The sequence below is a fragment of the Dechloromonas denitrificans genome, from assembly GCF_020510685.1.
GTDB classification, from domain to species: domain Bacteria; phylum Pseudomonadota; class Gammaproteobacteria; order Burkholderiales; family Rhodocyclaceae; genus Azonexus; species Azonexus denitrificans_A.
Genome location: NZ_CP075185.1, coordinates 1,475,264 through 1,500,807 on the forward strand (window position 1 = coordinate 1,475,264; position 25,544 = coordinate 1,500,807).

23 protein-coding genes are annotated in these 25,544 nt (G+C 64.5%); 2 read left to right on the top strand and 21 right to left on the bottom strand.

Annotation, left to right across the window (positions count from 1 at the left end):
* Positions 1-44: 44 nt before the first annotated feature.
* From KI611_RS07070 to KI611_RS07165, 19 genes are all read right to left on the bottom strand, one after another.
* A complete protein-coding gene (locus tag KI611_RS07070; protein WP_226419117.1) occupies positions 45-1,010 on the bottom strand; it encodes a hypothetical protein in 966 nt (321 codons plus the stop codon).
* Positions 1,011-1,187: 177 nt separating this feature from the next.
* Complete coding sequence (locus tag KI611_RS07075) at positions 1,188-2,522, bottom strand: ATP-binding protein (protein WP_226419118.1); 1,335 nt, start codon at positions 2,520-2,522, stop codon at positions 1,188-1,190.
* Positions 2,519-3,175 carry a response regulator gene (locus KI611_RS07080; RefSeq protein WP_226419119.1) on the bottom strand — a complete coding sequence of 219 codons (657 nt, stop codon included), beginning with the start codon at positions 3,173-3,175 and terminating at the stop codon, positions 2,519-2,521. Before KI611_RS07080 ends, KI611_RS07075 begins: the two co-directional genes overlap by 4 nt.
* 12 nt (positions 3,176-3,187) lie before the next feature.
* The gene (locus KI611_RS07085; RefSeq protein WP_226419120.1) at positions 3,188-3,793 is read right to left on the bottom strand and encodes a cytochrome b/b6 domain-containing protein; all 606 of its coding nucleotides are present in this window, start codon (positions 3,791-3,793) and stop codon (positions 3,188-3,190) included.
* A gap of 3 nt (positions 3,794-3,796) precedes the next feature.
* Positions 3,797-5,056 carry a TolC family protein gene (locus tag KI611_RS07090; protein ID WP_226419121.1) on the bottom strand — a complete coding sequence of 420 codons (1,260 nt, stop codon included), beginning with the start codon at positions 5,054-5,056 and terminating at the stop codon, positions 3,797-3,799.
* Positions 5,053-5,355 carry a DUF3240 family protein gene (locus KI611_RS07095; RefSeq protein ID WP_226419122.1) on the bottom strand — a complete coding sequence of 101 codons (303 nt, stop codon included), beginning with the start codon at positions 5,353-5,355 and terminating at the stop codon, positions 5,053-5,055. Before KI611_RS07095 ends, KI611_RS07090 begins: the two co-directional genes overlap by 4 nt.
* Complete coding sequence (locus tag KI611_RS07100; protein ID WP_226419123.1) at positions 5,348-8,434, bottom strand: efflux RND transporter permease subunit; 3,087 nt, start codon at positions 8,432-8,434, stop codon at positions 5,348-5,350. The genes KI611_RS07095 and KI611_RS07100 overlap by 8 nt, the downstream gene beginning before the upstream one ends.
* Positions 8,434-9,510 (bottom strand): efflux RND transporter periplasmic adaptor subunit, encoded by a 1,077-nt coding sequence (locus KI611_RS07105; RefSeq protein WP_226419124.1) that lies wholly within the window; start codon positions 9,508-9,510, stop codon positions 8,434-8,436. The genes KI611_RS07100 and KI611_RS07105 overlap by 1 nt, the downstream gene beginning before the upstream one ends.
* 177 nt (positions 9,511-9,687) lie before the next feature.
* Positions 9,688-9,897 (bottom strand): DUF3079 domain-containing protein, encoded by a 210-nt coding sequence (locus KI611_RS07110; protein WP_226419125.1) that lies wholly within the window; start codon positions 9,895-9,897, stop codon positions 9,688-9,690.
* A 56-nt stretch (positions 9,898-9,953) separates the two neighbouring features.
* A complete protein-coding gene (locus tag KI611_RS22145) occupies positions 9,954-11,063 on the bottom strand; it encodes a methyl-accepting chemotaxis protein (protein ID WP_319002331.1) in 1,110 nt (369 codons plus the stop codon).
* A 201-nt stretch (positions 11,064-11,264) separates the two neighbouring features.
* Positions 11,265-12,074: a MetQ/NlpA family ABC transporter substrate-binding protein gene (locus KI611_RS07125; protein ID WP_226419126.1), complete on the bottom strand. Its 810-nt coding sequence runs from the start codon at positions 12,072-12,074 to the stop codon at positions 11,265-11,267.
* A 53-nt stretch (positions 12,075-12,127) separates the two neighbouring features.
* On the bottom strand, positions 12,128-12,688 hold the full coding sequence (locus KI611_RS07130) for a cupin domain-containing protein (protein ID WP_226419127.1): 561 nt from the start codon (positions 12,686-12,688) through the stop codon (positions 12,128-12,130).
* Between the two features lie 213 nt (positions 12,689-12,901).
* Positions 12,902-13,702, bottom strand: a complete 801-nt coding sequence (locus KI611_RS07135; protein WP_226419128.1) for a MetQ/NlpA family ABC transporter substrate-binding protein — start codon at positions 13,700-13,702, stop codon at positions 12,902-12,904.
* Positions 13,703-13,736: 34 nt separating this feature from the next.
* Positions 13,737-14,414 (bottom strand): methionine ABC transporter permease, encoded by a 678-nt coding sequence (locus tag KI611_RS07140; RefSeq protein WP_226419129.1) that lies wholly within the window; start codon positions 14,412-14,414, stop codon positions 13,737-13,739.
* Positions 14,407-15,234, bottom strand: a complete 828-nt coding sequence (locus KI611_RS07145; protein ID WP_226419130.1) for a methionine ABC transporter ATP-binding protein — start codon at positions 15,232-15,234, stop codon at positions 14,407-14,409. Before KI611_RS07145 ends, KI611_RS07140 begins: the two co-directional genes overlap by 8 nt.
* Before the next feature lie 315 nt (positions 15,235-15,549).
* Entirely contained in the window at positions 15,550-16,728 is a 1,179-nt protein-coding gene (locus tag KI611_RS07150) for a hypothetical protein (protein WP_226419131.1), read from the bottom strand.
* A gap of 16 nt (positions 16,729-16,744) precedes the next feature.
* A complete protein-coding gene (locus KI611_RS07155; RefSeq protein WP_226419132.1) occupies positions 16,745-17,572 on the bottom strand; it encodes a mechanosensitive ion channel family protein in 828 nt (275 codons plus the stop codon).
* A 53-nt stretch (positions 17,573-17,625) separates the two neighbouring features.
* Positions 17,626-20,631 carry a transglycosylase domain-containing protein gene (locus KI611_RS07160; protein WP_226419133.1) on the bottom strand — a complete coding sequence of 1,002 codons (3,006 nt, stop codon included), beginning with the start codon at positions 20,629-20,631 and terminating at the stop codon, positions 17,626-17,628.
* Between the two features lie 154 nt (positions 20,632-20,785).
* A complete protein-coding gene (locus KI611_RS07165; RefSeq protein WP_226419134.1) occupies positions 20,786-21,892 on the bottom strand; it encodes an ADP-ribosylglycohydrolase family protein in 1,107 nt (368 codons plus the stop codon).
* Between the two features lie 123 nt (positions 21,893-22,015).
* Here KI611_RS07165 and KI611_RS07170 point away from each other — a divergent pair, with 123 nt between their 5' ends.
* Positions 22,016-22,954: a DnaJ C-terminal domain-containing protein gene (locus KI611_RS07170; protein ID WP_226419135.1), complete on the top strand. Its 939-nt coding sequence runs from the start codon at positions 22,016-22,018 to the stop codon at positions 22,952-22,954.
* A 6-nt stretch (positions 22,955-22,960) separates the two neighbouring features.
* Positions 22,961-23,278: a chaperone modulator CbpM gene (locus KI611_RS07175; protein WP_226419136.1), complete on the top strand. Its 318-nt coding sequence runs from the start codon at positions 22,961-22,963 to the stop codon at positions 23,276-23,278.
* A gap of 21 nt (positions 23,279-23,299) precedes the next feature.
* Here KI611_RS07175 and KI611_RS07180 read toward each other — a convergent pair whose 3' ends face one another.
* Together KI611_RS07180 and KI611_RS07185 are read right to left on the bottom strand one after the other, a co-directional pair.
* Positions 23,300-23,929: a response regulator transcription factor gene (locus KI611_RS07180; protein WP_226419137.1), complete on the bottom strand. Its 630-nt coding sequence runs from the start codon at positions 23,927-23,929 to the stop codon at positions 23,300-23,302.
* Positions 23,914-25,467 carry a histidine kinase gene (locus tag KI611_RS07185; protein ID WP_226419138.1) on the bottom strand — a complete coding sequence of 518 codons (1,554 nt, stop codon included), beginning with the start codon at positions 25,465-25,467 and terminating at the stop codon, positions 23,914-23,916. Before KI611_RS07185 ends, KI611_RS07180 begins: the two co-directional genes overlap by 16 nt.
* Between the last annotated feature and the right edge of the window lie 77 nt (positions 25,468-25,544).

The following is a 25,544-nucleotide window of genomic DNA, read 5'->3' on the forward strand; positions in this document are numbered from 1 at the left end:
GCGGCTGGCCGGCCCGTAGCCGGGGCCATTCGCCGAGGACCAGGTCAGGCCGGGAGCGGCGCCGGGATCATCGGCACCAGGCCGGTTTTCAGGTAGACCTCGCAGCGCTCGATGTATTCACGGGTGCTTTTCGGCATCGGGGTTCTGGCGCGCGTGATGTAAAAAACCAGATCGCGGCCGTTGCGAATCAATTGCAGGCCATCCGAAATATTGTGGGCGGCGCAAGCCTGATCGACCAGGGCTGGCTGCGGCGCATAGTTGGCCAGGCGTTCGGCCGCCGTGACCAAGCGGGACCAGACCTCGAAAATGTCCGGGTCGGTGCGCAGGGTTTCGGTCTTCACCTTGGCGGCGTTGGCGAAGTCGCGAATCGGCGACTCGATGGTGGCAAAGGGGGCAATCTGCGTGAAGTTGGCGACCATCGCATTGGCGATTTTGTCGATGTCGCGCATGCTCTGGCCGATCTTGATGTAGCGGCTTTCGTAGAAGTCTTCGACCGGAATCGAAAAAGCGCGGAACGGTTCGCCCCACAGCTCGTCGATCCCCTCGTCGCCGCTGCGGTGCAGCACGAAGCGGCCGAGTTCCATGGCTTCGAGCAGGCAATTGCCACATTCGCGCATCAGCGCATCGTCACTGCGGATTTCGATACCGTCGCCCTGCAGTTCGACCAGTTTCCGGAAAATGTCGGTTGCCCGGTTGAACAGCGTACCGGCCAGCATCGCTCCCTTGACGCGCCGCCGACCGGGATCGGTTTCCTCGGTATAGGCCTGGCGCGCTTCGGCCAGCCGGGTGCCCGGAATGTTCAGGCCGTGTTCGGTATGGTTGAACAGGCGGCGGGTCAGCGCTTCGATCAGGCGCTTCTTGGCATCGAGTGAATCGGCCGGAACCGGGTAGCTCTTGATCCAGTAGCCATCGTAGAACACACGTTCCTCGCCGTTGATGAGCCGGCGAGTTCCCTCGGGCGGGGTTTCATCGGAGATCGGGGCGCGGTCAAGGAGGTGCACGATGGTCATCGATTACGACTTTGGTAATAAGCAGGCCGATATTCTGAAGCAAAACTCGTGCTGCGCGTCGACTGTTTTGCTAGATCTTGATTATCAACGGTTTATGTTCGGGCTTGCCGCGTCGGGTAGGGCCGCAGTGAATCCTTTTGGTGCGCCATGCTCCAGTTCGGGGCATCTCGGGTCCGCTCAAGCCGGCCAGAGCACCGTCACCGTCAGGCCGCCGGTGACCGCCGTTTCGCCCAGTTCGAGCCGGGCGCCATGCAATTCGGCGATGCGCGCGACAATCGCCAGCCCCAGTCCGCTGCCCGGCTGGCCGCCCTGGTCGAGGCGATGAAAACGGCGCAGCACGGCGGCCCGGTCGTTGACCGGAATACCCGGACCGCTGTCCTGAACGGATAGCCGGCAATGTCCATCGGCTCGGCTCAGGCTGACGCGTACCGCGCCACCGTCCGGGGTGTAGCGGATGGCGTTGTCGACGAGGTTGCGGATCAGCACGCGCAGCCATTCGTTCTGGCCGATGACTATGCAGTCGTCCGCGGCGTCGAGGTCGAAGTCGATATTCTTGCCGAGGATCAGCGGACCGAGGTCGGCGCAGACCGCTTCGGCCAGCCGGCCGAGATCGACCGCTTGCGGATCGGGCAGACCGGACTCCGGGTCGAGGCGGGCCAGTTGCAGCATCTGGTCGACCAGATGGGAGGCGCGGCTCAGGCCGCTTTGCAGCTGCTGCAGCGAACGGTCGCGTTCGTCGCCGTCGCGGGCCCGTAGGGCGACCTGCAACTGGGTCTGCAGGGCGGCGAGCGGGGTGCGCAGTTCGTGGGCGGCATCGGCGGTAAACCGGCGCTCGCCTTCGAGCGCCGTTTCAACGCGCTGAAACAGGCCGTTCAGCGCTTCGAGCATGGTCCGGATTTCTTCCGGTGCCGAGGCCGGGCAGAGCGGCTGCAACTGCTGCGGGGCGCGGCTGGCGATCTGGCGGGCGATCCCGTCGAGCGAGGCCAGTCCCTGGCGGGTCGCCAGCCAGACCCAGAAGCCGATCAGCGGCAGCCCGAAAAGGGCCGGGAAGAGCAGGCGCCAGGCGATGTGGCCGATCAGGTCGTCGCGGATGTGGTGGTTTTCGCTGACCTGGACCTGCAGGCCATGCGCCTCGTTCCACTGGCTGAAATGCCGCCAGTGGCCTTCCGGACCGCGCGTCTCGGAGAAGCCGTAGGCTTCGGTCAGCGGGGTGGTCGGGGCATTTTTCGAGCGCATCAGCAACTTGCCGTCGGCTTGCCAGATCTGGAAACGCAGGCGGCGTTGATACTTGTGGGTAATGTCGCCGAGATCCTCGATGCCGTCGCCACCGTCGTGACTGGCTAGGGCGAGCAGGGTTTGCGCCGCCTGGGCGAGCTGGGCGTCGAACAGTTCGTCGACTTCATGGTGCGCATCGAGGTAGCTGAAGACCATGGTCACCAGCCAGGCGGCGGCGACGCCGCCGAGCAGGAGGCCGAGCAGGCGGCGGCGCAGCGAGAACCAGGCGGTGGTCACTTGGCGATGGTGTAGCCGACGCCGCGCAGCGTACGGATCAGGTCGCTGCCCAGCTTCTTGCGCAGATGGTGAATATGGACTTCGAGGGCATTGCTGTCCGGCTCGTCGCGCCAGCCATAGATCGATTGTTCGAGCTGGCTGCGGGTCAGTACCCGGCCGGCGCTTTCGAGCAGCATCTGGAGCAGCGAGAATTCGCGGCTCGACAGTTCGACCGCCTGGCCGGCCAGCGTGACGCTGTGGGCGGCCGGGTCGACGACGATAGACCCGTGCGTCAGCAGCGGGTCGGCGCGCCCGGCGCTGCGCCGGGTCAGGGCGCGGAGGCGGGCGGTCAGCTCGTCGAGGTCGATCGGCTTGACGAGGTAATCGTCGGCCCCGGCATCGAGCCCGGAGACCTTGTCGCCGGTGGCGTCGCGGGCGGTCAGGATGAGGATGGGCATGGTCTGGCCGCGTCCGCGGGCCCGGCTTAGCACTTCCATGCCGGAGAGCTTGGGCAGGCCGAGGTCGAGGACGACGAGATCGAAAATCTCGCTCTGCAAGGCGTGGTCGGCGGCCATGCCATCTTGCACCCAGTCGACTGCGAAACCGGCCTGGCGCAGGCCGATGGTCAGGCCGTCGCCGAGCTGGGGATCGTCTTCAACAAGCAGGATGCGCATGGCCGGATTCTATCAGCTGGCGATCAGCCAGCCGGCGGCGACCACCCAGGCCAGCAGCACAACGGCGGCGAGCGGCCGGGCCGAGGGGATGGCCTCGTCGGCATTCCCCTTCTTGCGGCCGGTCAGCATGGCGCGTACCAGGTTTTCCTCGTGCAGCAGGCTGCCCGAGAGGACGCCGGCGAGGTGTATGAAGACGACGGTCAGCATCGCCGTCGCCAGGCCTTCGTGCACTTCTTCCAGCCAGTGGCCGCCGAGCTCGTTGACCGTTGCCCAGCCGGTCAGGCCGGTCAGGATGGCGAGGCCGAGCAGCAGGACGATGGCCCAGCTGCCGGCCGGATTGTGGCCGACCTGGTGGGCTGGTTCGAGTTTGAGCAGGTTGGCCAGGTAGTCCCGGACGGCGGTCGGGCCGCGCACGAAATCGGCAAAGCGGGCATAACGGGTGCCGATGAAGCCCCAGGGCAGGCGAAAGATGGCGACCGCCAGTACCGTCGCGCCAGCGCCGACATGGAGCCGGCGGAAGTATTCGCTGTCGCCGGTCAGCCAGGCGACGATGAAGCCGCCGACCATCAGCCAGTGACCGAGGCGGACCGGCCAGTCCCAGACCAGTATCTTGTGCATGGCTTATTCGCCGGCCGGCGTGTCCTCGTCGAGATCCCACAACTGGTGCGTATCGAGCAGCAGGCGGTAGCGCAGTTCCAGCGCTTCGAGCTGGAGCAGGCGGGTCGCCAGCTGCGCTTCGTTGGCCAGGCGACGGGCGGCCAGCAGGTCGTTCAGGCTGCCTTCGCCGAGCTGGTAGGCGCGGGCCGTCAGGTCGGCCGCCTGGCCGAGCCGTTCGGCCGCGCTGCGGCTGGATTGCCAGGAGGCATGCGCGGCGCTTGCCGTGTGATAGAGCGCCGCCGCCTCGGCGGTGATGCGCTGCAAGGCGGCCGCTTCCTGGCGGCCGGCGACATCGGCCTGGGCCAGCGCGGCATTGGCGGTGGCGCGGCGGGCGCCGCCCGGTAGCGGGATGTTGATGTAGGCGCCGACGATCTGATCCTCGCCGCCGCGTTCGCGCGCGACATGCAGGCCGAAGGTCGGATCGGGCACCCGGTCGCGGCCGCTGCGTCCGGCAAGAATCTGGGCGCGCTGCACTTCGCCGCGCGCCACGCCGAGTTCATGGTTGTGTTCGAGAATGGCGTTGATCCACTCGTTGGCGTCGCCGGCAATCGGCACCGGCTCGGCGATGCTGCGCGGCGCAACGAGCGGCAGGCCGGGGAAGCGCCGGCTCAGATCTTCGCCCGCCGTGCGTTGGCGAGCCTGGGCCTGGGCCTGTTGGGCGGCGGCCTGGGCGAGCGCCGCCTCGCTCTGGATGGCTTCGAGGCGGGCGGCGTCGCCGAGTTGCTGGCGCCGTTGCACGGCCTTGCTTTGTTTTTCCAGCAACGCGACCTGCTCGCTCCACTGGGTGGCCGAGGCATTTTCCTTGAGCCAGACGAACCAGGATTTCAACAGGTTGCGGCTGGTTTCATGGCGGGCATCGCCGCGCGCGGTTTCGGCCAGGGCGACGCCGGCCGCACCCAGCTCGCCATCGAGCGAGGATTTGCCGGGCAAGCGCAGCGGTCGCTCGATGGCCGCATTCCATTCGTTGAAGCGCTCGTTCGGGCCGGTGCTCGGGTAGGCCTTGCGCTGCTGGCCGCCGAGCCGGATGCTCCATTCGTAGGGGCCGGCTTCCAGGCGCTGGCGGTTGGCTTCCTCGACCTGGATCTGGCTGCCGGCGGCCTGCACCGTCGGATGGGCGGCGAGGACGCGGGCGACGATTTCGGCCGGCGGCAGGTTGGGCGCCGGTTCGGCGGCGCCGGCCGTGCCGGCCAGGCCGGCAACGAGGAGGGCGAGGATCTTGTTCATAGCCGCCCCTTGTCGATGACCGGCACCAGCCAGAAGAAGATGTTGGCTTGCGGCAGCTCCTGCTTGATCAGCGCCAGCATCTCGCGCTTGTCGGCTTCTGGGCCGACGGTGCGGATGACGGTGCGCGGCGCGTGGCCGCTGACCAGTTCGGCGGGTTCGACCAGCGGCACGACGGAACCGTGCCCTTCGGCCAAATTGGCGGTGAAACCGGGGACGAGATCGGGGCGGGAGAGCAGCAGGTCCTCGACATGCTGGGCGACATCGTTGGGCATGATCAGGGTGAGCAGGACATCAGCCATGGCGGGCCTCGCTAAAGGCGACGGTGTCTTTGACACCGAAGCGACGGAACAGGATGGGGAGGAGGACCAGCGTCAGGGCGGTCGAGGTGACCAGGCCGCCGATGACGACGATGGCCAGCGGGCGCTGCACTTCGGAGCCGGGGCCGGTCGCGAAGAGCATCGGCAACAGGCCGAAGGCGGCGATGCTGGCGGTCATCAGCACCGGCCGCAGGCGGCGCTTGGCGCCTTCGACGACGACGTCGCCGACCGCCAGGCCACGGGCCAGCAGCTGGTTGAAATAGGTCACCATGACGACGCCGTTGAGCACGGCAATGCCGAGCAGCGCGATGAAGCCGACCGAGGCCGGGACCGACAGGTATTCGCCGGCAATCAGCAGGCCGAAGACGCCGCCGATCATCGCGAAGGGCACGTTGGAGAGAACCAGCAGCGCCTGGCGGACCGAACGGAAAGTCGAGAAGAGCAGGAAGAAGATCAGCGCCAGCGCCACCGGGACGACGACCATCAGCCGCGCCGCGGCTCGTTGCTGGTTCTCGAACTGGCCGCCCCAGGCCAGCTGGTAGCCCTGCGGCAACTTGACGTCGCGGCCGACGGCGGCCTTGGCATCCTCGACGAAACCGACTAGGTCGCGGTCGCGGACATTCGACTGGACGACGACGTAGCGCTGGGCATTTTCGCGGTCGACCTTGACCGGACCGTCGATGCGCTCGATTTTGGCAATGCTGGCCAGCGGCACGCTGGCGCCGTTCGGCAAGGTCAGGCGCAGGGCGGCAAAGTCGGCCGGCGAGTTGAGCAGGCTGCTTGGGCCGCGCAGCACGACGGGCACGCGCCGCCCCTGGTCGATGACGATGCCGACATTGCGGCCTTCGAGCAGCGACTTCAGATCGTTCTGGATGTCGTCGATGTTCAGCCCGAAGCGGCCGGCGGCCAGGCGGTCGACGGCAATCTTCAGGTATTGCACGCCGTCGTTCTTCAGCGTGAAGGTGTCTTCGGCGCCCTGGACTTTCTTGATGGTCGCCACCACTTCGCCGGCCAGCCGATTCAGCGTGGCGAGCTCCGGGCCGTAGATCTTGATCGCCAGATCGCCGCGCACGCCGGTCAGCATTTCGGAAACCCGCATGTCGATCGGCTGGGTGAACGAGAAGCCGATGCCCGGGAAGTCGGCCATCACGCCGCGCAGCTGGTCGGCCAGCCAGGCCGGGTCGGGGTTGCGCCAGGTGTCGCGCGGCTGGAGCACCATGAAGGTGTCGGTCTGGTTGAGGCCCATCGGGTCGAGGCCGAGTTCATCCGCCCCGGCCCGGGCGACGATCGCCTTGACCTCGGGTACCTGGGCGAGGATCGCCTGCTGGACCCGACTATCGATGGCGATGGTCTGGTCGAGGCCGATCGACGGCAGCTTTTCGAGCTGCATGATCATGTCGCCTTCGTCCATCGTCGGCATGAAGCTCTTGCCGAGCAGCATGAAGGCGCCGGCGGCGGCGACCAGCGCGATGCTGGCGCCAATGACGAAGGTCCGGCTGTTGGCCAGGGCGGTGGTCAGTATGCGGTCGTAGAGCGCCGACAGCTTTTTCACCAGCCACGGCTCGTGATGGACGCCGCGCTTGATCAGGTAGGAGGCGAGTACCGGCACCACGGTCAGCGACAGCAACAGCGAGGAAGCCAGCGCGAAGACGATGGTCAGGGCGACCGGCCCGAACATCTTGCCCTCGAGGCCCTGCAAGGTGAGCAGCGGCAGGAAGACGATGATGATGATGACGATGCCGGAAGTGACCGGCGAGGCGACTTCGCGCGCCGCCCGGTAGATCAGGTGCAGCGTCGGCAGGTTCTCTTGGGCATCGGCCAGCTGGCTTTCGACATTCTCGACGACGACCACGGCGGCATCGACCAGCATGCCGATGGCGATGGCCAGGCCGCCGAGGCTCATCAGATTGGCCGACAGGCCGTACATCCGCATCATGATGAAGGTGGCGAGCGCCGACAGCGGCAGCATCAGGGCAACAACCAGGGCGGCGCGCAGGTTGCCGAGGAAGGCGAGGAGCAGCAGCACGACGAGGACGATGGCTTCGAGCAGGGCTTTCGAGACGGTGCCGACGGCGCGCCCGACCAGATTGCTGCGGTCGTAGAAAGGCTCGATGCTGACGCCGTCCGGCAGGGTCGGGGCGATTTCGGCCAGCCGCGCCTTGACCCCGGCCACCACGCTCTGGGCATTGGCGCCGCGCAGGCCAAGAACCAGGCCCTGGACGGCTTCGCCCTGGCCACTCTTGGTCACCGCGCCATAGCGGGTGAGGGCGCCGAAACGGACCTCGGCGACATCGCCGACCCGCGTCACGTTGCCGTCTTTTGCCTGCAAAACGATGTTCTTGAGATCATCGACCGTGCGGATTGCCCCTTCGGCCCGGACCAGCAGCGATTCCTCGCCGTCGTTCAGGCGGCCGGCGCCGTCGTTGCGGTTGTTGCTTTCCAGTACCGCCTGCAGGTCGGCGAGTGCCAGGCCGCGGGCGGCAAGGCTTTGCGGTTGCGGTACGACTTCGAAGGTGCGGACTTCGCCGCCCAGGCTATTGACGTCGGCGACGCCCGGCACGGTGCGCAGTTGCGGCCGGATCACCCAGTCGAGCAGGGCGCGTTTCTCGGCCAGCGGCAGATCGCCCTCGATGGTGAACATGAACATTTCGCCGAGCGGCGTGGTGATCGGCGCCATGCCGCCGGTGGCGCCGGGCGGCAGGTTGCCCATCGCCGCCGCCAGGCGTTCGCCGACCTGCTGACGGGCCCAGTAGATGTCGGTGCCGTCCTCGAAATCGATGGTGATGTCGGTCAGCGCGTACTTGGAGGTCGAGCGCAGCAGGCGTTGATGCGGAATGCCGAGCAGTTCCTGCTCGACCGGCACGGCGAGGCGTGTCTCGACTTCTTCCGGGGTCATCCCCGGGGCTTTCAGGATGATCTTGACCTGGGTCGTCGAGACATCGGGAAAAGCGTCGATCGGCAGGCCGAGAAAAGCCTGCACGCCGGCGCCGATCAACATGACGGTGAGCACCAGCATGAGCAGGCGCTGGGTCAGCGAAAAACGGATCAGGGCGTCGAGCATTATTCGCTACCCACGCCGGTGAGCAGGGCTTTCAGGCCGGAGACGCCTTTGACGGCGACCCGTTCGCCGGCCTGCAGGCCATCGACCAGCACCGAGTCGCCACCCTGGCTGATTACCCGGAGCGGCCGCGCCGTGAAACTCAGCCCCTTGTCGCTGGTCGCCGTCTGGACGAAGACCAGGGTTTTGCCGGCATTGCGGGCCAGCGCCGAAGCGGGCAGCCGCTGGCCCTGGCCGGGCGACGCGGCGATTTCGACTTCGACGACCTGGCCGGGATAGAGGGTTGCGGCGCCCTGGCTGACCGCGGCGCGGAGCAGCACGGTCTGGCTGGCCGGGTCGACCGCCCGGCCAATGGCGATCAGTTTGCCGCTGACCTCGCTGTTGGCGATCTTGACGCTGCCGCCTTCCTTCAGACCAGCGGCCAGGGCGAGTGGCGCCTGGATTTCCAGCCAGAGCGGCGAAAGCTTGGCGATCCGGTAGATCAGCGCCGAAGTCTCGACGCGTTGGCCGAGTTGCACCCCCTGTTCGAGGACCACCCCGTCGATCGCTGCAGTCAAGGCTAGCGGGCCGCCCAGCTTGCCCGGGGCGACGCCGGCCAGCCCCAGGCTCTGGCGCTGCTGGCTGGCCTGCGCCGCCGCCTGGGCGGCGGTGGCGCGGGTCGCCTGGAGGCGGGATTCGGCGATCAGGCCTTCGGCGAACAGTTGTTCGTCGCGCTTCAGGCTTTGTTGCAGCAGGGCGGCCTGACTGCCCGACTGCAGCGCATCGCGTTGCAGTTCGAGGGCCTGCGGGCTGGCCAGATGGGCGACGACCTGGCCGCGCTTGACCGTCGAGCCGGGCGCCACGGCGAGCATTTCAACCATGCCGCCGACCGGTGCGGCGACGACGCGCATCTGTTCGTTGGGGACCAGCACGCGGCCGGGCAGGGTGCCGGTTTTGCCCGGGCCGCCTTCGCCGACAACGGCGGTTTCAATGCCCAGGGCCTTGATCTGGGCGGGCTGCAGCAGCATGGGTTCGGCAGCGCAGGCGAGGTTGCCGGCCAGGAGGGCGGCAGTAACGGTCAGTCGGGTAAGAAAGTGCATGGCTCGGCTTTCGGATGGTTACGACCGAGTCTAGGCTGGCGATCTTAATCCTTCCTTAAGAGGGGAAAGCTTTCAGCTGCTGGAGCCGCATTCAGCCGGCGACAAATAGCCGGGCGGTGTTTTTACGGCTGGCAGGCCGATCCAGCCAAAAGAGAAGGGGGCTGTTCCCGCGCGGCATCATGCTCCGCCATTGGGTTCTTCCGCTCCGGCCTCGGTGTCGAGACCCCAGTCTCCCCACTTGTACCAGTCGTCGCCGAGCATTTCGGCGGGGTGTTGGGTACGCCCCGAACCGTTGCCGCATTGCAGCGAATCGGCGGGGCAATACTTGTCGCAACCCCAGCAAACACGCTCGGGATGTTTCGGGTGGAGCGGAAATTTTTTGGCCATCTTCTGTCCAGTTCGAAGAATTCAAGGCGAAAGTGCGGCGGTTGGTGGTGACCCGATCAGCGGGTCGGCCGGCCCGGTCCATGAGCGAGGATGCGTTCCATGCCGGCCATCACCGTCAGGTTGGCATCTTCCATTCGGCTCAGCGCATCCAGGGCGCCGGCAAAGTCACCGACGAGGTAGCGCTCGACCGCCTTTTTGGCATGGTCGTGCACCGCCTTGTGCGGCGCTTCCATTTCCCGGTAGCCCGGCAGGCGCGAGAATTCGGCCCGGCCTTCCCCTTCGTAGTACCAGCGGCCCAGCCGGCATTGGGTTTCGTCTGGCAGTTCGTTCGGTGTGAGGTTGGAAAGGCCAAGCAGCACTTTGTACACTTCGAGCTTGAGCGTCAGTTCCTCGATGTTGGCGAGTTCGGCATTGGCCAGCCGGGAGGACGAGGCAATGCTGTCCTGCATGTGCTGCGACAGGCCGAGCAGGCGCTGCATGCTGTGCATCGCCGCTTCGCTCTCGGCGCCTTGGCTGGCGGCGCTACCCGCGCCGAGATCCATGATCGCCTTGGCCTGGTTGGTTTCCTGCTGGATACCGCTGACCAGTCCGCTGATTTCGGTTGTCGCCTTGGCGGTGCGTTCGGCCAGTTTCCTGACTTCGTCGGCGACGACGGCAAAGCCACGCCCCGCCTCGCCGGCCCGGGCTGCCTCGATGGCGGCATTGAGCGCCAGCAGGTTGGTCTGCTCGGCAATTTCCTTGATTAACTGGACGATGCCGCCGATTTCCCCGGCCCGTTGCGACAAACCTTCGACGCTCTGGCCGGCCGAGCTGATGCGTTCGACCATGGCGTGCAGGTTGCCGGCGATCTGCTCGAAGGCGGCGCGATTCGCATCGGATTCGGTCGCCGCGGTCTGGGCCGTGGCTGAATCTTCGTTCAACTGGGCCGACAACCCCGAGAAGGATTGGCGAATGCCGGAGAGGGAGTCGCCGAAGCGGGGAATGTTGCCGAGTACGCCATCGAGCAATGCCTGGTGCCGGCGCAACTGTTGTTGCTGTTCTGCCGACTCGGCCAGCTGTTGCCGGGTGACCGCCAGTTTTTCCTGCTGCGCTGCCGCATGCGCCTTCAGGGCCGCATTTTCGGCGAGCGCCGCAGCCAGCATCTTTTTACTCTTCAATCCGAACATGGTGCAGCCCTTCGCTGATCTGTCTAATTGTTGAGTAATTTACTCTGGTATTTTCGATGCGCTCATGACACGGATCAAATTTGCCGTCGGCCAGCCTTTCTTCTACTTGTCGCGGCGCGCCGCATGGTTCGCCGATGGCAAAAAAAGGCTCGGAGATTGCTCTCCGGGCCTTTGTTCTCTGCCGCTTGTCGGGGCAGCCGCTTACCGCAGGTAAGCCGGGCGGGAATAGCCCTGGAAGTGCTTGTCGAGCACGGCCTTGTATTCGGGCGACTTGAAAGCGGCGACGATGTCCTGCGTCCAGGCCTTGTTCTGGTCTTCGGTCTTGACGGCGACGACGTTCAGGTAATGCTCGGGTGTCTTTTCCAGGGCGATGGCTTCCGTCAGCTTGAGGCCGGAGGCGATGGCGAAATTGCCGTTGATCACCACGAAGGCGGCATCATCCAGCGTGCGCGGCAACTGGGCGGCTTCGATCGGGGTCAGTTGCAGCTTGCGCGGGTTTTCCGAAACATCCTTCTCGGTCGCCTTGAGCGGGTCGGTACCCGGTTTCACCTTGAGCAGACCGTTCTGTTCCAGGAAGACCAGGGCGCGGGCCAGGTTGGAGGGATCGTTGGGCAGCGTGATGCGGTCGCCATCCTTCAGTTCGGCCAGGCTCTTGTGCTTCTTCGAGTACAGACCGAGCGGCGCGATCGGTGCCTTGATCACATCCACCAGATTGAGGCCCTTGTCGGCGGCGAATTTCTTCAAATAGATGATGTGCTGGAACAGGTTGGCGTCCAGTGAACCCTGGGCGAGCGCCAGGTTGGGCTGGACGTAATCGTTGAATTCGACCAGTTTGACGCTGTAACCCTTCTTTTCCAGGATGGGCTTGATGCCCAGCTTGAGTTGGTCGTAGTTGGGGCCGGCCGTGGCGCCCAGGGTCAGGTTCTTCTTTTCCTGGGCAAAGGCGCCCGGTGCGGTGGCGGCCAGGCCCAGAGAAAGGGTGGCGGCAAGCAGGGTGTGCAGAATTTTCATGGATGTTTCTCCGTGGGGGATGGGGGCAAGTGGAAAGGTGAAATGAAGTCTGTTCAGGACTGCAGCAGCGCGAGCAAGGCCGGGTCGGCCTGCCGCCCGGTGTAATCGGCTACCCAGTGGCTCTCGCGGGAAAAGATGCGCAAGGCCTTCAGTTGGGGATTGGCGCCCAGTGCAAACCAGTGTTCGGCGCCGGCCGGGACGGCCAGATAGTCTCCGGGTCCGGTTTCAAGCAGCACCTGGCCGCCATCGGCGCGGACGATGCCGAAGTAGCCGGTGCCGGCCAGGATGTAGCGGATCTCGTCGTCGGCATGGGTATGCACGCGGGAAAATTGCTGGCGCAGATGGGGCAGGTCGGGAACGGCTTCATGCAGCACGACCAGGTCGCGGCTGGCGCCGGGGCCGCCTTGTACGGCCTGGCCGAGATGGCTGTCCAGCTGCCGTAGCAGTTGCTCCTGTTCCGCCGGGTCGAGTTCGGGCCGGGCCAGCAGCGCGGTGGTGGCGGGGTCGGAAGGCAGGGGCGGGTAGTGCAGTGCCAAGCCCAGGTCTTGGGCGAGGGCAGCGACCCTTGCCGGGTCGGCTTCCTGTCTGCCATCGGGGGTGATCAAACGTGCCATGCCGGAACTCCATCAGGTGCGATGTTTCGCTATCGCGGTCGTCATCCCCACCGGAAGGCAGGTCTGGGAGCACTGTAGGGACGAGTCGGGGCAAGCGGAAATACTGTTTGTTTGGGTCGATATACGATGAAAGGAATATGGATACCGACCGAATGGCGGGCAAAGAAAAAGGCCGCCCGGAGGCGGCCTTGGCAGATGGCTGTGTGGTCTTGCTTACTGTAGGTAGGCCGGGCGGGAATAACCCTGGAAGTGCTTGTCGAGCACTGCCTTGTATTCGGGCGACTTGAAGGCGGCGACCAGATCCTGCGTCCAGGCCTTGTTCTGGTCTTCGGTCTTGACGGCAACGACGTTCAGGTAGTGGTCCGGGGTCTTTTCCAGGGCCAGGGCTTCGCTCAGCTTGAGGCCGGAGGCGATGGCGAAGTTGCCGGGCACGACGACCAGGGCGGCGTCATCCAGCGTGCGCGGCAACTGGGCGGCTTCGATCGGGGTCAGTTGCAGCTTGCGCGGATTCTCGGCGACGTCCTTCTCGGTCGCCTTCAGCGCGTCGATGCCGGTCTTGACCTTGATCAGGCCGTTCTGTTCCAGGAAGTGCAGGGCGCGTGCGAGGTTGGCCGGGTCGTTGGGCAGCGTGACGCGTTCGCCGCCCTTCAGCTCGTTGAGGTTCTTCAGCTTCTTGGCGTAGAGACCCATCGGGGCGACCGGCACCTTGACCACGTCGGTCAGGTTGAGGCCCTTGTCGGCCGAGAACTTCTTCAGGTAGATGACGTGCTGGAACACGTTGGCGTCGAGCGAGCCCTGGGCCAGCGCCAGGTTGGGCTGGACGTAGTCGTTGAACTCGACCAGCTTGACGGTGTAGCCCTTCTTTTCGAGGATCGGCTTGATGCCCAGCTTGACCTGGTCGAAATTGGGGCCGGCGGTGGCGCCGATGGTCAGCGTCTTCTTTTCCTGGGCGGCGGCGCCGGCAACCAGGCCGAGGGCCAGGCTGGCGATGAACAGGGAACGGATCAGTTTCATTTTTGTGGGAACTCCGTGGTTTGGGGGGAAAGGTTTAGCGTTTGTCGACGCGGCGGGCCAGCCACTGGCCGAGGAACTGGATGCCCTGGACGAGGACGACCAACAGCACGATGGTGATCAGCATCACGTCGGTCTGGAAGCGGTAGTAGCCGTAGCGGATCGCCAGGTCGCCGATGCCGCCGCCGCCGACCACCCCGGCCACCGCCGAGTAGGAGAGGAAGCTGACGGCGGTGATGGTGACGGCGAGGATCAGGCCGGAACGGGCCTCGACCAGCAGCACCTGGCTGACGATTTGCAGCGGCGAGGCGCCCATCGCCTCGGCCGCCTCGATGACGCCGCGCGGCACGTCGCGCAGCGTCTGCTCGATGATCCGGGCGAAATAGAAGATGGCGGCGAGCGACAGCGGCACGCTGGCGGCCAGTGGGCCGATCGAGGTGCCGACGATGTGGCGGGTGAACGGCGAGACGGCGACCAGCAGGATGATGAAGGGGAAGGAACGGAAAACGTTGATGAAGCCGTTGGCCACCAGGTTGAAGCGGCGATAGCGGCCGAGCACTTGGCCGCTGCTGGTCAGGAAGACCAGGATGCCGAGGGCGCCGCCGATGGTGATGGCGGCAGTCAGGCAGATCAGCATCATCAGGCCGGTTTCGCCGGCCGCCTTGCCGATTTCCGGCATCAGTTCGATGAAGGTGTCGAGGATGGTGTCAAACATTGGGCACCTCTGCCAGATGGCTGCCGGTGGTTGCGGGTTCGTCCGGGCTGGCCTCGCCTTCGCCGAAGTCGCGCAGCCACTGGGCGAGTTGCGATTCGGGCGGGATCCGGCCGTTGTCGATGGTCAGGCGCTCGACGATGCGGCCGCCTTCCATCACCGAAACGCGGTGGCACAGGCGGCGGATGACGCCCATCTCGTGGCTGACCAGCAGGATGGTGACGCCGAGCCGGCGATTGACGTCGGCCAGCACTTCGAGCAGCGACTGCGTCGTGCGCGGGTCGAGGGCCGACGTCGGTTCGTCGGCCAGCAAGACATGCGGTTCGGGGGCCAGGGCGCGGGCGATGGCGACGCGCTGCTTCTGGCCGCCGGACAGCTGGGCCGGGTAGGCGTCGGCTTTGTCCGACAGACCGACGAATTCGAGGCAGGTCTTGACCCGTTCGGCGATCCGCGCTTCGGCGGCGCCGCCGATGCGCAGCGGGAAGGCGACGTTGTCGGCGACGGTGCGGTTATGCAGCAGGTTGAAGTGCTGGAAGATCATGCCGATGCGCTGGCGAGCGGCGCGCAGTGCGGCCGGGCGCATCGTCATCAGGTCTTCGCCATGGACGATGACCTGGCCGCCGTCCGGGCGTTCAAGCAGGTTGGCCAGACGGAGCAAGGTCGATTTGCCGGCGCCGGAAAAACCGATGATGCCGTGGATCTCGCCGGGCGCGACATCGAGGTCGGTCGGCTGGACGCCGACCTGCTGGCCATCCGGGGTGCGGAAGCTTTTGCTGACACCGCGCAGCGCAATGGCCGGGGTGTCGGTTTTTTGAGTTGTCATTAGGGGGAAAACGCTGTTCTGATAATTTGGGGCGCCGTACTCGGCTACTTCGAAAGTGCCCCCGACCTTGCCCGGCGGGGTGGCTTGATGCCGCCTGGCGCCGTCGGGAAAGAGGCAAGGGTGGGACTTTAAAAGCCGGACCGCGGCATTGCAACCTGATTGTAATGATGGGTATTGCGTTGTCCGGCATCGGAAAGACTGCATCCGGGCAATTTAGCCGATGGCGCGGCGGCTTGTGAAATACCGTTTATTTCTTTTTATATGCCGCAATGTTTGGCCGGTCGGCCCATCGGCGTGGGCTGCTTGGCTTTGTCTTCATCGATCAAGCGGGTTTTCGTCGGCCGGCTTTTTCATCTGCGGGTCGAGCAGGCTGGTCCACCGGATGTTCAGTTTTTTGTCATCGCTCAGCTTCTGCAAGGCGTGCAGGCGCGGCTCGTCGAAAACAAAGGCGTTTTGGCCGTGGCCGATCGCCGTCAGCTTGTGGTGCAAACCGATGGCGGCCGCCGGATCGGCGCCGAGTTCGAGGATCCGTTCGAGGGCCCAGGCGTCGGCCTCTTCGAACTGGGTGCCGGCAACCCACGACACGCCTTCCAGTGCTTCGCGGTTTTTTGATGAATCGAAAAGGATCGAACTGGAGCGCGTTTGCGCCGCACCCGACAAGACCGAGCCGCCAATCGCCGATCCCGCCTGGTTGGCCAGCGCGGCCCCGGAGATTTCGGCCGCCTTGGCTATGGCGCTGACGCTGTTCAGCAGCAAGGCCGCCTTGATCAGGGCGCGCAGCGGGAGATAGGCGTAGTGATAGGCCTTCATCCGCGCTCCGGCGGTTTCCGAGAGGCCCTGGGTCCACAGCACGATCCACAGCGCTTCGTCGGCTGACGGATCGGTGCTGAAGACGGGGAGGGGGTGGGTGCTTTCCAGCCAGTGGTAATTCTGGGTGTCGGGCGCATCGCGCGGGGCGATCCGGACCCGGCCGCGGCAGACTTCAAACGGCTCGACGGAGACCCGCTTGCCGCGGGCATTGGTCACGGTAAACGGGGCGCCAAGATCGCGCAGTTCGAGCAGATAGCTTTGCATCTCGTTGCCATCCGAACTCGAGTAGCGATTGATCCTGGCTATTTTTTCGCCCCAGCTCAGGCTCGACCCCGGTGCGGCGCCAACCACGGTTGGCCGCTCATCGACGCCAAAGAACCGCACCCAGGCGACTTTTTCATCCGGTGTCAAAGCTTCGCTGCTGACGGTCACGAAGGGCAGCTCCCATTGCCGCTCGCACTCGGCGGGGCGGGAGCGGCTGCTTTTCTCGATGGCCGGGCGCAGGACGGCCAGGCCGTTCCCGGTCGCCCGGATTGCCGAGACCAGCTTGTCATCGAGCCGGCGACCGTCGTCTTGGGCGTATTTGATGCCGCAACCTGAAATGGCAACCATCAGGCCGATCAACAGTGCCGTCCGGCAGGTTCCGGTGAGCCGGTGACGGTAGCAAGGTCGGGGTCGCGGCATCGCTAATTTCGTTGAGTCAGGCGCTGTTGCCGAGCATTCTGATTTCACATTGCGGCAGGGCGATGACGATGTTCCGTGCGGCGAAGGTCTCGAGTATCGTCTGGTTGACCTCGCTGATCACCGCATCGTAGTCCGGTACGCTGACCCACGGGGTGACGCCGATCGTCACTCCGGACTCGGCAAGACGGGTCACTCCGAGCTGCGGCACAGGGTCTTTCAGGACGCGCGGATTGGCTTGCAGAATTTCGCTTATCAGGCGCAAGGCGACGTTCACATCGGTTTGGTAGGAAACGCCCAGCGCAATGTTCAGGCGCCGTATCCGGCCATAGTTGTGGAGAATCTCGCCGACGATCTTGCGGTTCGGGATCACCACTTTCGACAGGTCGGTATGCCCGAGCGTCGTGCTGAACAGGCTGATGTCGAGCACCTCGCCTTCTTCCTTGGCGATCGAAATGTAATCGCCGACATGGAAAGGCCGGGTGAAGATGATGGTCAGGCCTGCCACGATGTTGCCGAGTATGCCCTGCATGGCCAGCGCGACGCCGGCACCGGCGACGCCGAGGCCGGCAATCAGCGGCAGGAGCTCGACGCCGAGATTTTGCAGGGCCATGATGGCGAAGAGCCCGAGGATCACCAGCTGGGCGATGCGGACCAGCAGCGAGCGGACCGGCGCTTCAAGATTCAGGCGGACCAGCAGGCGTTCGAGCAGGTTCCCGACCCAGCGGCCGACCATGTAGCCGGCCACCAGGATGATGATCGCCACGACCAGCTTGGGTCCGAAGCGAATGGCCATATCCAGCGCGGAAGACTTGATCTGGTCGAGCGATTGCAGTGACTTATCCATGGCACACCCCCTTGTTTTGATTAACTACCGGCTTCAATCGTCGTGCCGCCCGATCACGAAGTACAGCCTGTGGCGTTCGGTTCGAGATGCGGCAGCAACACCGGCCCCATCGACTTGAGGATCTGGACCGGCAGCGCCGAGGTGAAATTGTAGCTGCCGGCTTCGGGGCCGATGACATAGGCGGTCAGGGTGCCGAAATGATTCGGGCCGATATAAAAGACGAAGGTGGCGGTGCGGTTCATCGCCACGCCGCGCGTGTTGTTGCCGCTGATCACGATACGGTTGTCGCCGGTGCCGGTTTTGCCGCCGAGGGCCAGCGGCGAGCCGTCGGCCAGCTTGAAGGCGCCGGACAGACGGCGGGCGGTGCCGCCTTCGACCACCTCGGACAGCGCGTTGCGCAGCGCAGCGGCGACTTCCGGCGCCATCACCCGTTTGCCTTCGCCGGTTTCCCGCGCAAAGCGCGTTTCGTAAGGCGTATCGACGGCGAACGCCAGCTTGTCGATGCGTTGCGTCGGCAGCTGCACGCCATCATTGACAATGATGCCCATCAGGTCGGCCAGTGCCGCCGGACGGTCGCCCGAACTGCCGAGTGCGGTGGCCAGCGACGGCACCAGATGGCCGAAGGGGTAGCCGAGGCGGGCCCAGCGCCGATGAATGTCGAGGAAGGCTTCGACTTCCAGCATGGTGTAGATGCGCGAGTCCTGGGCGCCCTTGAAGCGGGTACGGAACAACCAGCCATAGACCGCCTGCCGCTCGTTGGCGCTGGCCTGCACGGTCTCGCTCCAGCTCGCTTGCGGATTGGCTGAAAGAAAGCCGACCAGCCAGAGTTCCAGCGGATGAACGCGGGCGACATAGCCGCGGTCCGGCAGATCGTAGATCTCGGGGGCGTTGCGCGCATACAGCTTGTCAATCCGCTCGGCGGACAGCGCCTCGCCGTTCAGACGCTGGCTGAGGAACTGCTTGAGCGCCTCGGGCGACGCCTGCGGCGACAGGTAGCGGAACACCGCGGCGAGACGGTCGGCGCCCGGGCGCAAGCCGTCGAGGAAGACATCACGGATTTCCTCCGGCTGCTTGCCCTGATACTTGTGCCAGAAGCGGCGCAGGAAAACCTGTCCTTCGCGATCGGCGAAACGGGCGAGATATTCCAGGCGTCGCGGATCGTTGTCGTTCTTCAGCAACTGCGCCGAGCTGCCCGGCACCTGGTACATCGCGTAGCGCACCACGTCGCGCATCAGGCGGACGAAAACCAGGTTGATCGAGCCTTGCAGCGCCTCGCGCACGGTCGGCATGCGCCCGTCGTCCTCGTGGCGGAAATTGTTGAATTCATGGGCGCCGCCGCCGGTGAAGAAGCTCTCGCCGGGGCTGGCCGAATAGTGACGCTCCAGTGCCGCCTGCAGCATTGCCGGCAGGCTGCGATCGGTCGCCGTGCTCAGGTGTTCGATCGCCCACAGCGTCAGACGGTCGTGTTGTTCGCTACGCATCCGGCGCAGGTCGGCTGCGGGCAGCTCGGTCAGGCGCTGATGCAGTTCGGCGACGATTTCGAGGTAGGTGGTCAGCACCCGCAGCTTGGCGGTGGAGCCGAGTTCGAGCTTGCTTCCCTCGTTGATGTCGAGCGGCTGGTCGGTTGTGTCGGTCTGCACGCGGACGCGGTTGCCGTCCGCCGTGCGTTCGACCAGGTTGAAGCTGTAGCGGACCAAACCGAGCTTGGCCGGATTGAGCATGCGCTCGCCGAGCAGCCCCTGGCGTCGGGCAAAGTCGGGATCGCCCAGTTTTTCCAGGAATTCGCTGACCTGCTGTTGCAGCGCGCCGTTCAGCGTCGTCGAGACATGGGCGTCAAAGCGGTCGAGCTCGTAGAGCGATGCGTCGAGCATGCCGGCCAGCCGGTTGCGGATCGCCGTCGTCCCTTTGCCGATGTCGGTTGGCAGGCGGGCCGGGTTTGCCTTCATGTCGCGGAACTTCAGCGGCTCGGCGAGGGCGGCGTCGCGCAGGGCCGGGCTGACCAGACCGTTGTCGGCCAGCAGACGGACATAGCTCTGGGAGAGGCGTTCGAGGTTATCGCGGCCGGCCCGCGACAGGTAGTACGACGGTCGTCGGTGGGCGATCATCAGCGCCACCGACTGGTGCAGTGCCGTTCCTTGCGCGGCCAGGGTGGCGCCACTGCCTTCCGGCGCGGCGAGCAGCGCATTGACTTGGTCGAAATCGGCGGCGAACCACACCCACAGCCCGTCGGCGATGCCATTGACTTCGCCGTAGCCAGGCGCCGCCGAGAGCGGTACGGTATTCAGGTAGTCGAGCAGGACCCGGCGGCGTACCGGCAGCGTCTCCTCGCCATCCAGATAGGCGCGGACGCTGGCCGACAGCATCTGGCGCAGCTTTTCGTGCGAGTCGTAAGTCACGCCGTCGGGCGAATGGCGATATTTCTCGATCTGGGTGGCCAGCGTGCTGCCGCCCGGGGCATCGAAGTCCTCGCTGACCAGATGGCCGACCCGACCCAGCACGGCCCGCGTGAAGCGGACCCAGTCGACGGCCGGATTCATTTTCGGCCGTGATTCGTCGAGCAGGTCGCGGTTTTCGATGAACATCAGCGCCTCGGCCATTTTCGGCGGCACCGCCGCGAAGTCGGGGTAGCCGTGATAGGGATAGCGGAAGCGGTGCAGCGTCTCGCCGCGGCAGTCGACCAGATCCAGCCCGGCCCGCGATTTCTCGTGAAAGGGCGGGAAGTTGCCGCGTTCGGTGTAATCCATCAGCTTGGCGGAAAAACGGGCTTGCTGCTTGAGTACGAAGCCGCGGCTGCCGAGCCGCTCGATGGTCTGCGGCAGTTCGGTGTAGCCCATCCGCTGATCGAACGGACCATGTGCCGGAAAGCGGATGGCATCGCTGGCCCCGTCGACCAGCCGGTAATCGAGTCCGGCGGCGTAGTTGGCGAGGTAACTCGCCTGGAAGTGCGAGGTCTTGACCTCATTGGCGATCAGCAAACCGCCGACCAGCAGCAGCAACAGGAGCAGACCGGCCAGCGGCCTGCGCCAGCGGCGAAAAAAATGCTTTAGCGATGCGAACAACGACTGCGGCTTGTTTGGATCTTGGTGGTTCTCTGCGGGGGCCATGAATTCTGTATTTTAATTAGGAAAAATTTCGATCTCTGTCGACGCATAGTGTCAGCTAAGTCGCACGCTGTGTAAATTGCCTGCCGGCCATCAATCCTGTCCCGGTGACTTATTTGGCATGTGCCGTCCGATTCTGTCGCTGATCGATCCGTTTGGCCAGTTGGGTTGCCAAATCGAGCAGTTCCGCAGCGTTTTCCAGACCGTCCAGGAAGCGTTGCGGAATCCCCGAGAGTCCCGTCTGGGCACCAGCCAGCGCCCCGGTGAGCATGGCCCGCGCCAGATTCTGACCGCCCCCGTTTACCGCATGCAGTACGGCCGATTCGAAGTCGTCGGCAAAGCGGGCCGCCAGATAGTAGGCAGCGGGGAACTGGTGATAGACCGCACAGGGCATGCCGTATACCAGCGACACCTTCCAGGCCGGTTCGATGCGAATGTCGGGATCGACCGCCGCCCGGGCGATCGATGATTGGCTGAGCAAGGCATCCGGTGACGGGAAACGGCCGGCGCTCTGCGCTTCCGTCTCGCCCGGGCGCGGCGCCTGCAAGTTGCCGCTGGTTACCGCATGGAAGGGCAAGGCTCCCGATTTGACGCGGGCCATCAGCTTGTCCGACAGCGTGGTGTCGAGCGGCTGGCCTTCGACCAGCATGCCGAGGACCGCGCCGAAGGCGACAGTCATCGCGACGACGGTGCCGTCGTTCTGGGTGAGCAGCGTATTGCCGGTGACGGCCGAGGCCAGCTCGGCCGGCTGCAAGGCATGGCAGACGGCGATGGCCAGGGTCCGTTCGGCGGCTTCGGTGGTGTCGGCATTGCCCGCCACCTGCCCCCAGGGCAAGCCCTGTCCGACGCGCTTGCGCCAGGCTTCGCGGATCGACTGGCTGGTGTAGCCGCCGGGGCCCTGCATCGGCGTGCCGTCAAGCAGCGGGAAGAAGGTCGTATCGAGGCGCCGGCAGAAGTCGGCTTCATCGTAGCCGTCGCAAGCGACCAGGGATTCCAGGGTCAGGCGCAGCAGCACGCCGGACTGCGATGCCTGGCCGGCCTTCATGCCGGCGTGATAACGCCCGGCTTTGGGCGTGGTGTAATCGGAAATCCATTGACCATAATCGGCATGCAGTTGATCCAGGTCGTAATACCAATGCGGGCCGAGAGCCAACGCATCGCCGATGAAGGCGCCGATCAATGCGCCTGTCGCGCGGTCTTGCAGTGAATGGGCGGGCATCGTGGCGCTCCGTGATTGGACTAGGTTGGTTGCTACCGTAGCGTATCGGCCGCAGCTTGAATAGCCAGTTGTTGCGCTGCGGGTGTAGATTCTGATTTTGTCGACCGCAACGAGTTTCGCACCATGAAATTCAAGGACTATTACGAAATTCTCGGTGTGCCGCGTAGCGCAACGCAGGACGATGTCAAACGCGCCTACCGCAAGCTGGCCCGCAAGTACCATCCGGATGTCAGCAAGGTTGCCGATGCCGAGATTCGTTTCAAGGAACTCGGCGAGGCCTACGCCGTGCTCAAGGACCCCGAAAAACGCGCCGCCTACGACCAGATGGGCAGCGAGTGGAAGACCGGGCAGGACTTCCAGCCGCCGCCGGGCTGGGATGCCGGATTTGAATTCAGCGGCCGGGATTTTGCGGCGGGGCCGGACAGCGAGCCCAGCGATTTCTTCGAAGCCTTGTTCGGCCGGCGGACCGGGGCCGGTCAGCGGGCCCACATGCATGCCCAGGGCCAGGACCATCACGCCAAGGTCATGATCGATCTGGCCGATGCCTACTCCGGCGCCCAGCGCACCATTTCGCTGCGCATGCCGGTGCTCGATGCGCAGGGCAATGTCACGCTCCAGGAGCGCAAGCTCGACGTCAGCATACCCAAGGGCATCCGGGCCGGGCAGCATCTGCGCCTGGCCGGGCAGGGCGGTCCCGGCACGGGCGGCGGGGCGGCCGGCGATCTGTATCTGGAAATTGCCTTCAACCCCCATCCGCAGTTTCGGGTCGATGGCCGCGATGTCTATCTGGATCTGCCGCTCGCCCCTTGGGAGGCCGCCCTCGGCGCCTCGATCGCCGCGCCGACGCCGGAAGGCCCGGTGCAACTGACGATTCCGCCCAACTCGGCGGCCGGTCGTCAACTGCGCCTGAAAGGCCGGGGCATTCCGGGGACGCCGCCGGGCGATCTCTATGTCGTGCTGAAACTTGTCTTGCCGCCGGCCGAGACGGAGAGTGCCCGGGAGGCCTATCGGGCAATGGCCAGGGCTTTTGCGTTCAACCCGCGAACCAAGCAGAAAGGGTGATCCGTCATGCCGCAAGCGAATATCACTTTGATTCAGGGCGTGATCGTCGAAGAGGACGTTCGGCTGACGCTGGTCGAGCTTTGTCAGGCCTGCAATGTCGCCGAGGAACATGTGCGGGCCTGGGTCATCGAAGGTGTCCTCGAACCGGTTGGCGAATCGCCGCCGGAATGGCGTTTCAGCGGCGACTCGCTGCGCCGGGCGCGGCTGGCCTGGCGGTTGTCCCAGGATCTCGAGATCAATCCGCCCGGAGTCGCCCTGGCGCTCGACCTGCTCGACGAAATCGCCACACTGCGGGCCCGCCTGCAGCGTTCGGGAAGCAGCTGAGTGGTCTCCCTCGAGCGAGTTCTATTCCATGATCAGGCCGTGCCTCAAGGCATAACGCACCAGATCGGCATTGTTTTCGATACCGAGTTTTTGCATCAGGCGCGTCTTGTACGTGCTGACCGTCTTGGCGCTCAAGTGCAGCATCTCGCCGATTTCGGTCAGGGAAAGCCCCTCGGAGCAGAACTTCAGCACCGCAAATTCCCGGTTGGTCAGTCTGGCATGCGGCGAGCTGTCATCGCGCGGGTCAAAGATCATGGCGTCGGTCAGGCACGGGTCGATGAAGCGGCCGCCATTGCCCACCTTGCGAATGGCGGCGAGCAGCGTGCTCGGGGCGCAATCCTTGGTGACATAGCCGGCGGCTCCCGAGCGCAGGACGCGCGAAACCAACTGCACTTCATTGTGCATGCTCAGGACCAGGATCGGGACGTTGGGCACTTCGCTATGCACCCGGGAAATCAGATCGAGGTTGCTGAGTCCGGGCATCGACAAATCGGTCAGCAATACGTCGATTCCACCCAGCCGCAGCCGGGACAGTATTTCGCTGCCCTGGCTGGCTTCGCCAGCGACATCGAGATCGATTTCGCTGGCGATGATCTGCTTCAGACCACTGCGGACGATGCTGTGATCGTCGGCGATCAGGATGCGGAGCATGTGGGTTCTCCTAAGGGAAGGGTGATGCGCAGGTTGGTCCCCCGGCCCCTGGCGCTGTCGATGACCAGCTTGCCGCCAAATACTTCCAGGCGTTCGACCATGCCGAGCAGTCCGAACGACTGGCTGCCGACTTTTTTCGGTTCGAAGCCCTGGCCGTTGTCGGCGATGCGCAGCTCAATCTTTTTGTCGTTCAGGCTCAGTTCGATGTCTACCCGGCTCGCCTGGGCATGGCGGGCAATATTGATCAGCGATTCCTGGACGATGCGGAACAAGGCGGTGGCCCGTACATCATCCAGCGGCACTTCGCCGCAGGCCTTGATGCAGCAGGGGATGTTGCTGTATTTGCGAAAGCTGTCGGCCAACCACTCGAGAGAGGCCAGAAAGCCCATGTTGAGTACCGCGGGTCGTAATTCGGTGGCGATCTGACGCATTACCCGGACGGCTTTGCTCAGGATGTGTTCCATCGAGTCGAGGCGCTGCTGAACGTTCTCCTTCGGGCCATCCAATTCGCGGCGGAGCAAGTCGAGATTCATTTTCAGGGCCATCAATTGCGAGCCCAGCTCGTCATGGACTTCCCGGGCGATCCGCTTGCGCTCCATTTCCATCGCCCGCTCGCTATGGGCCGCCAGATCGCGCAATTGCTTCCGTGATTCGAGGAGTTTGCGTTCCATGTTCTTTTGTTTCGAAAGATCAAACACAAATGACACCCCCAGCGCCTCGTCCAAATCGAGGCAGGCGCAGCCGATCAGGATCGGAATGATGTTGCCGTCCGACCGCAGGGCCTGTCGTTCGGAAGGCGGGAAACGCTTGCCGGAAACCACGGCGGCAAGATCGTGGGCCATCGCCAGGCGTTCTTCGGGAACGCACAACTGGAGAAGATTAACCCGCCCGGACAGCACATCTTCCTGCTTCAGTTCGAGCATCTGGAGGAGTGCGCCATTGGCCTCGATCAGCCGGCCATTCAGGTGCCAAAAGACGATACCGATGGTGCTCGAGTCAACCATGCATTGCAGCAGGGCATTGCGTTCGCGAAGTGCTTCTATGTCGCGCTGGAGTTCGATGCATTTCTTGACCGACCGGGGTTGTCCCTCCGGCGTCGGGCTTATCCGCTTGTTTTCCGGTTGTTCAAGCTTGCGGCGCAGATTGCGGAGCGCCAGATGCGTCGCGATGCGGGTATGCAGTTCGTGGTCGATGACGGGCTTGCTGATGTAGTCGCTCCCCCCGCTGGCGAAGACTTTATTGCGCTCCGCAGTGCCGCCGCTCGAACCGAGGAAAATGATCGGAATGTCTCGCGTTTTTGGGGTTGCCTTGATTCGGATGCATATGTCGTAGGCGTTGACGCCCAGCGTATCGATATCGAAAACGATCAGATCGGGTTCGGTATTTTCGATGTGGCTCATCGCTTCATGGATGCCGGTTGCCGCATGGGCCATGCAACCGCGTTGCTGGAGAAGCTTCGTCAGTTGGCGGTGCTCAGGTAAAGCCTCGTTTACGAACAGTATCGCGCTGTCGATTGAACTGACTTCAGGTAGATGCAATTTTGGCCTCGTGGTGAATTTATGATTTATGATGAATTTGTTAGTTAATTGTGCTCGATTTTATGTTAAAAGCCAGG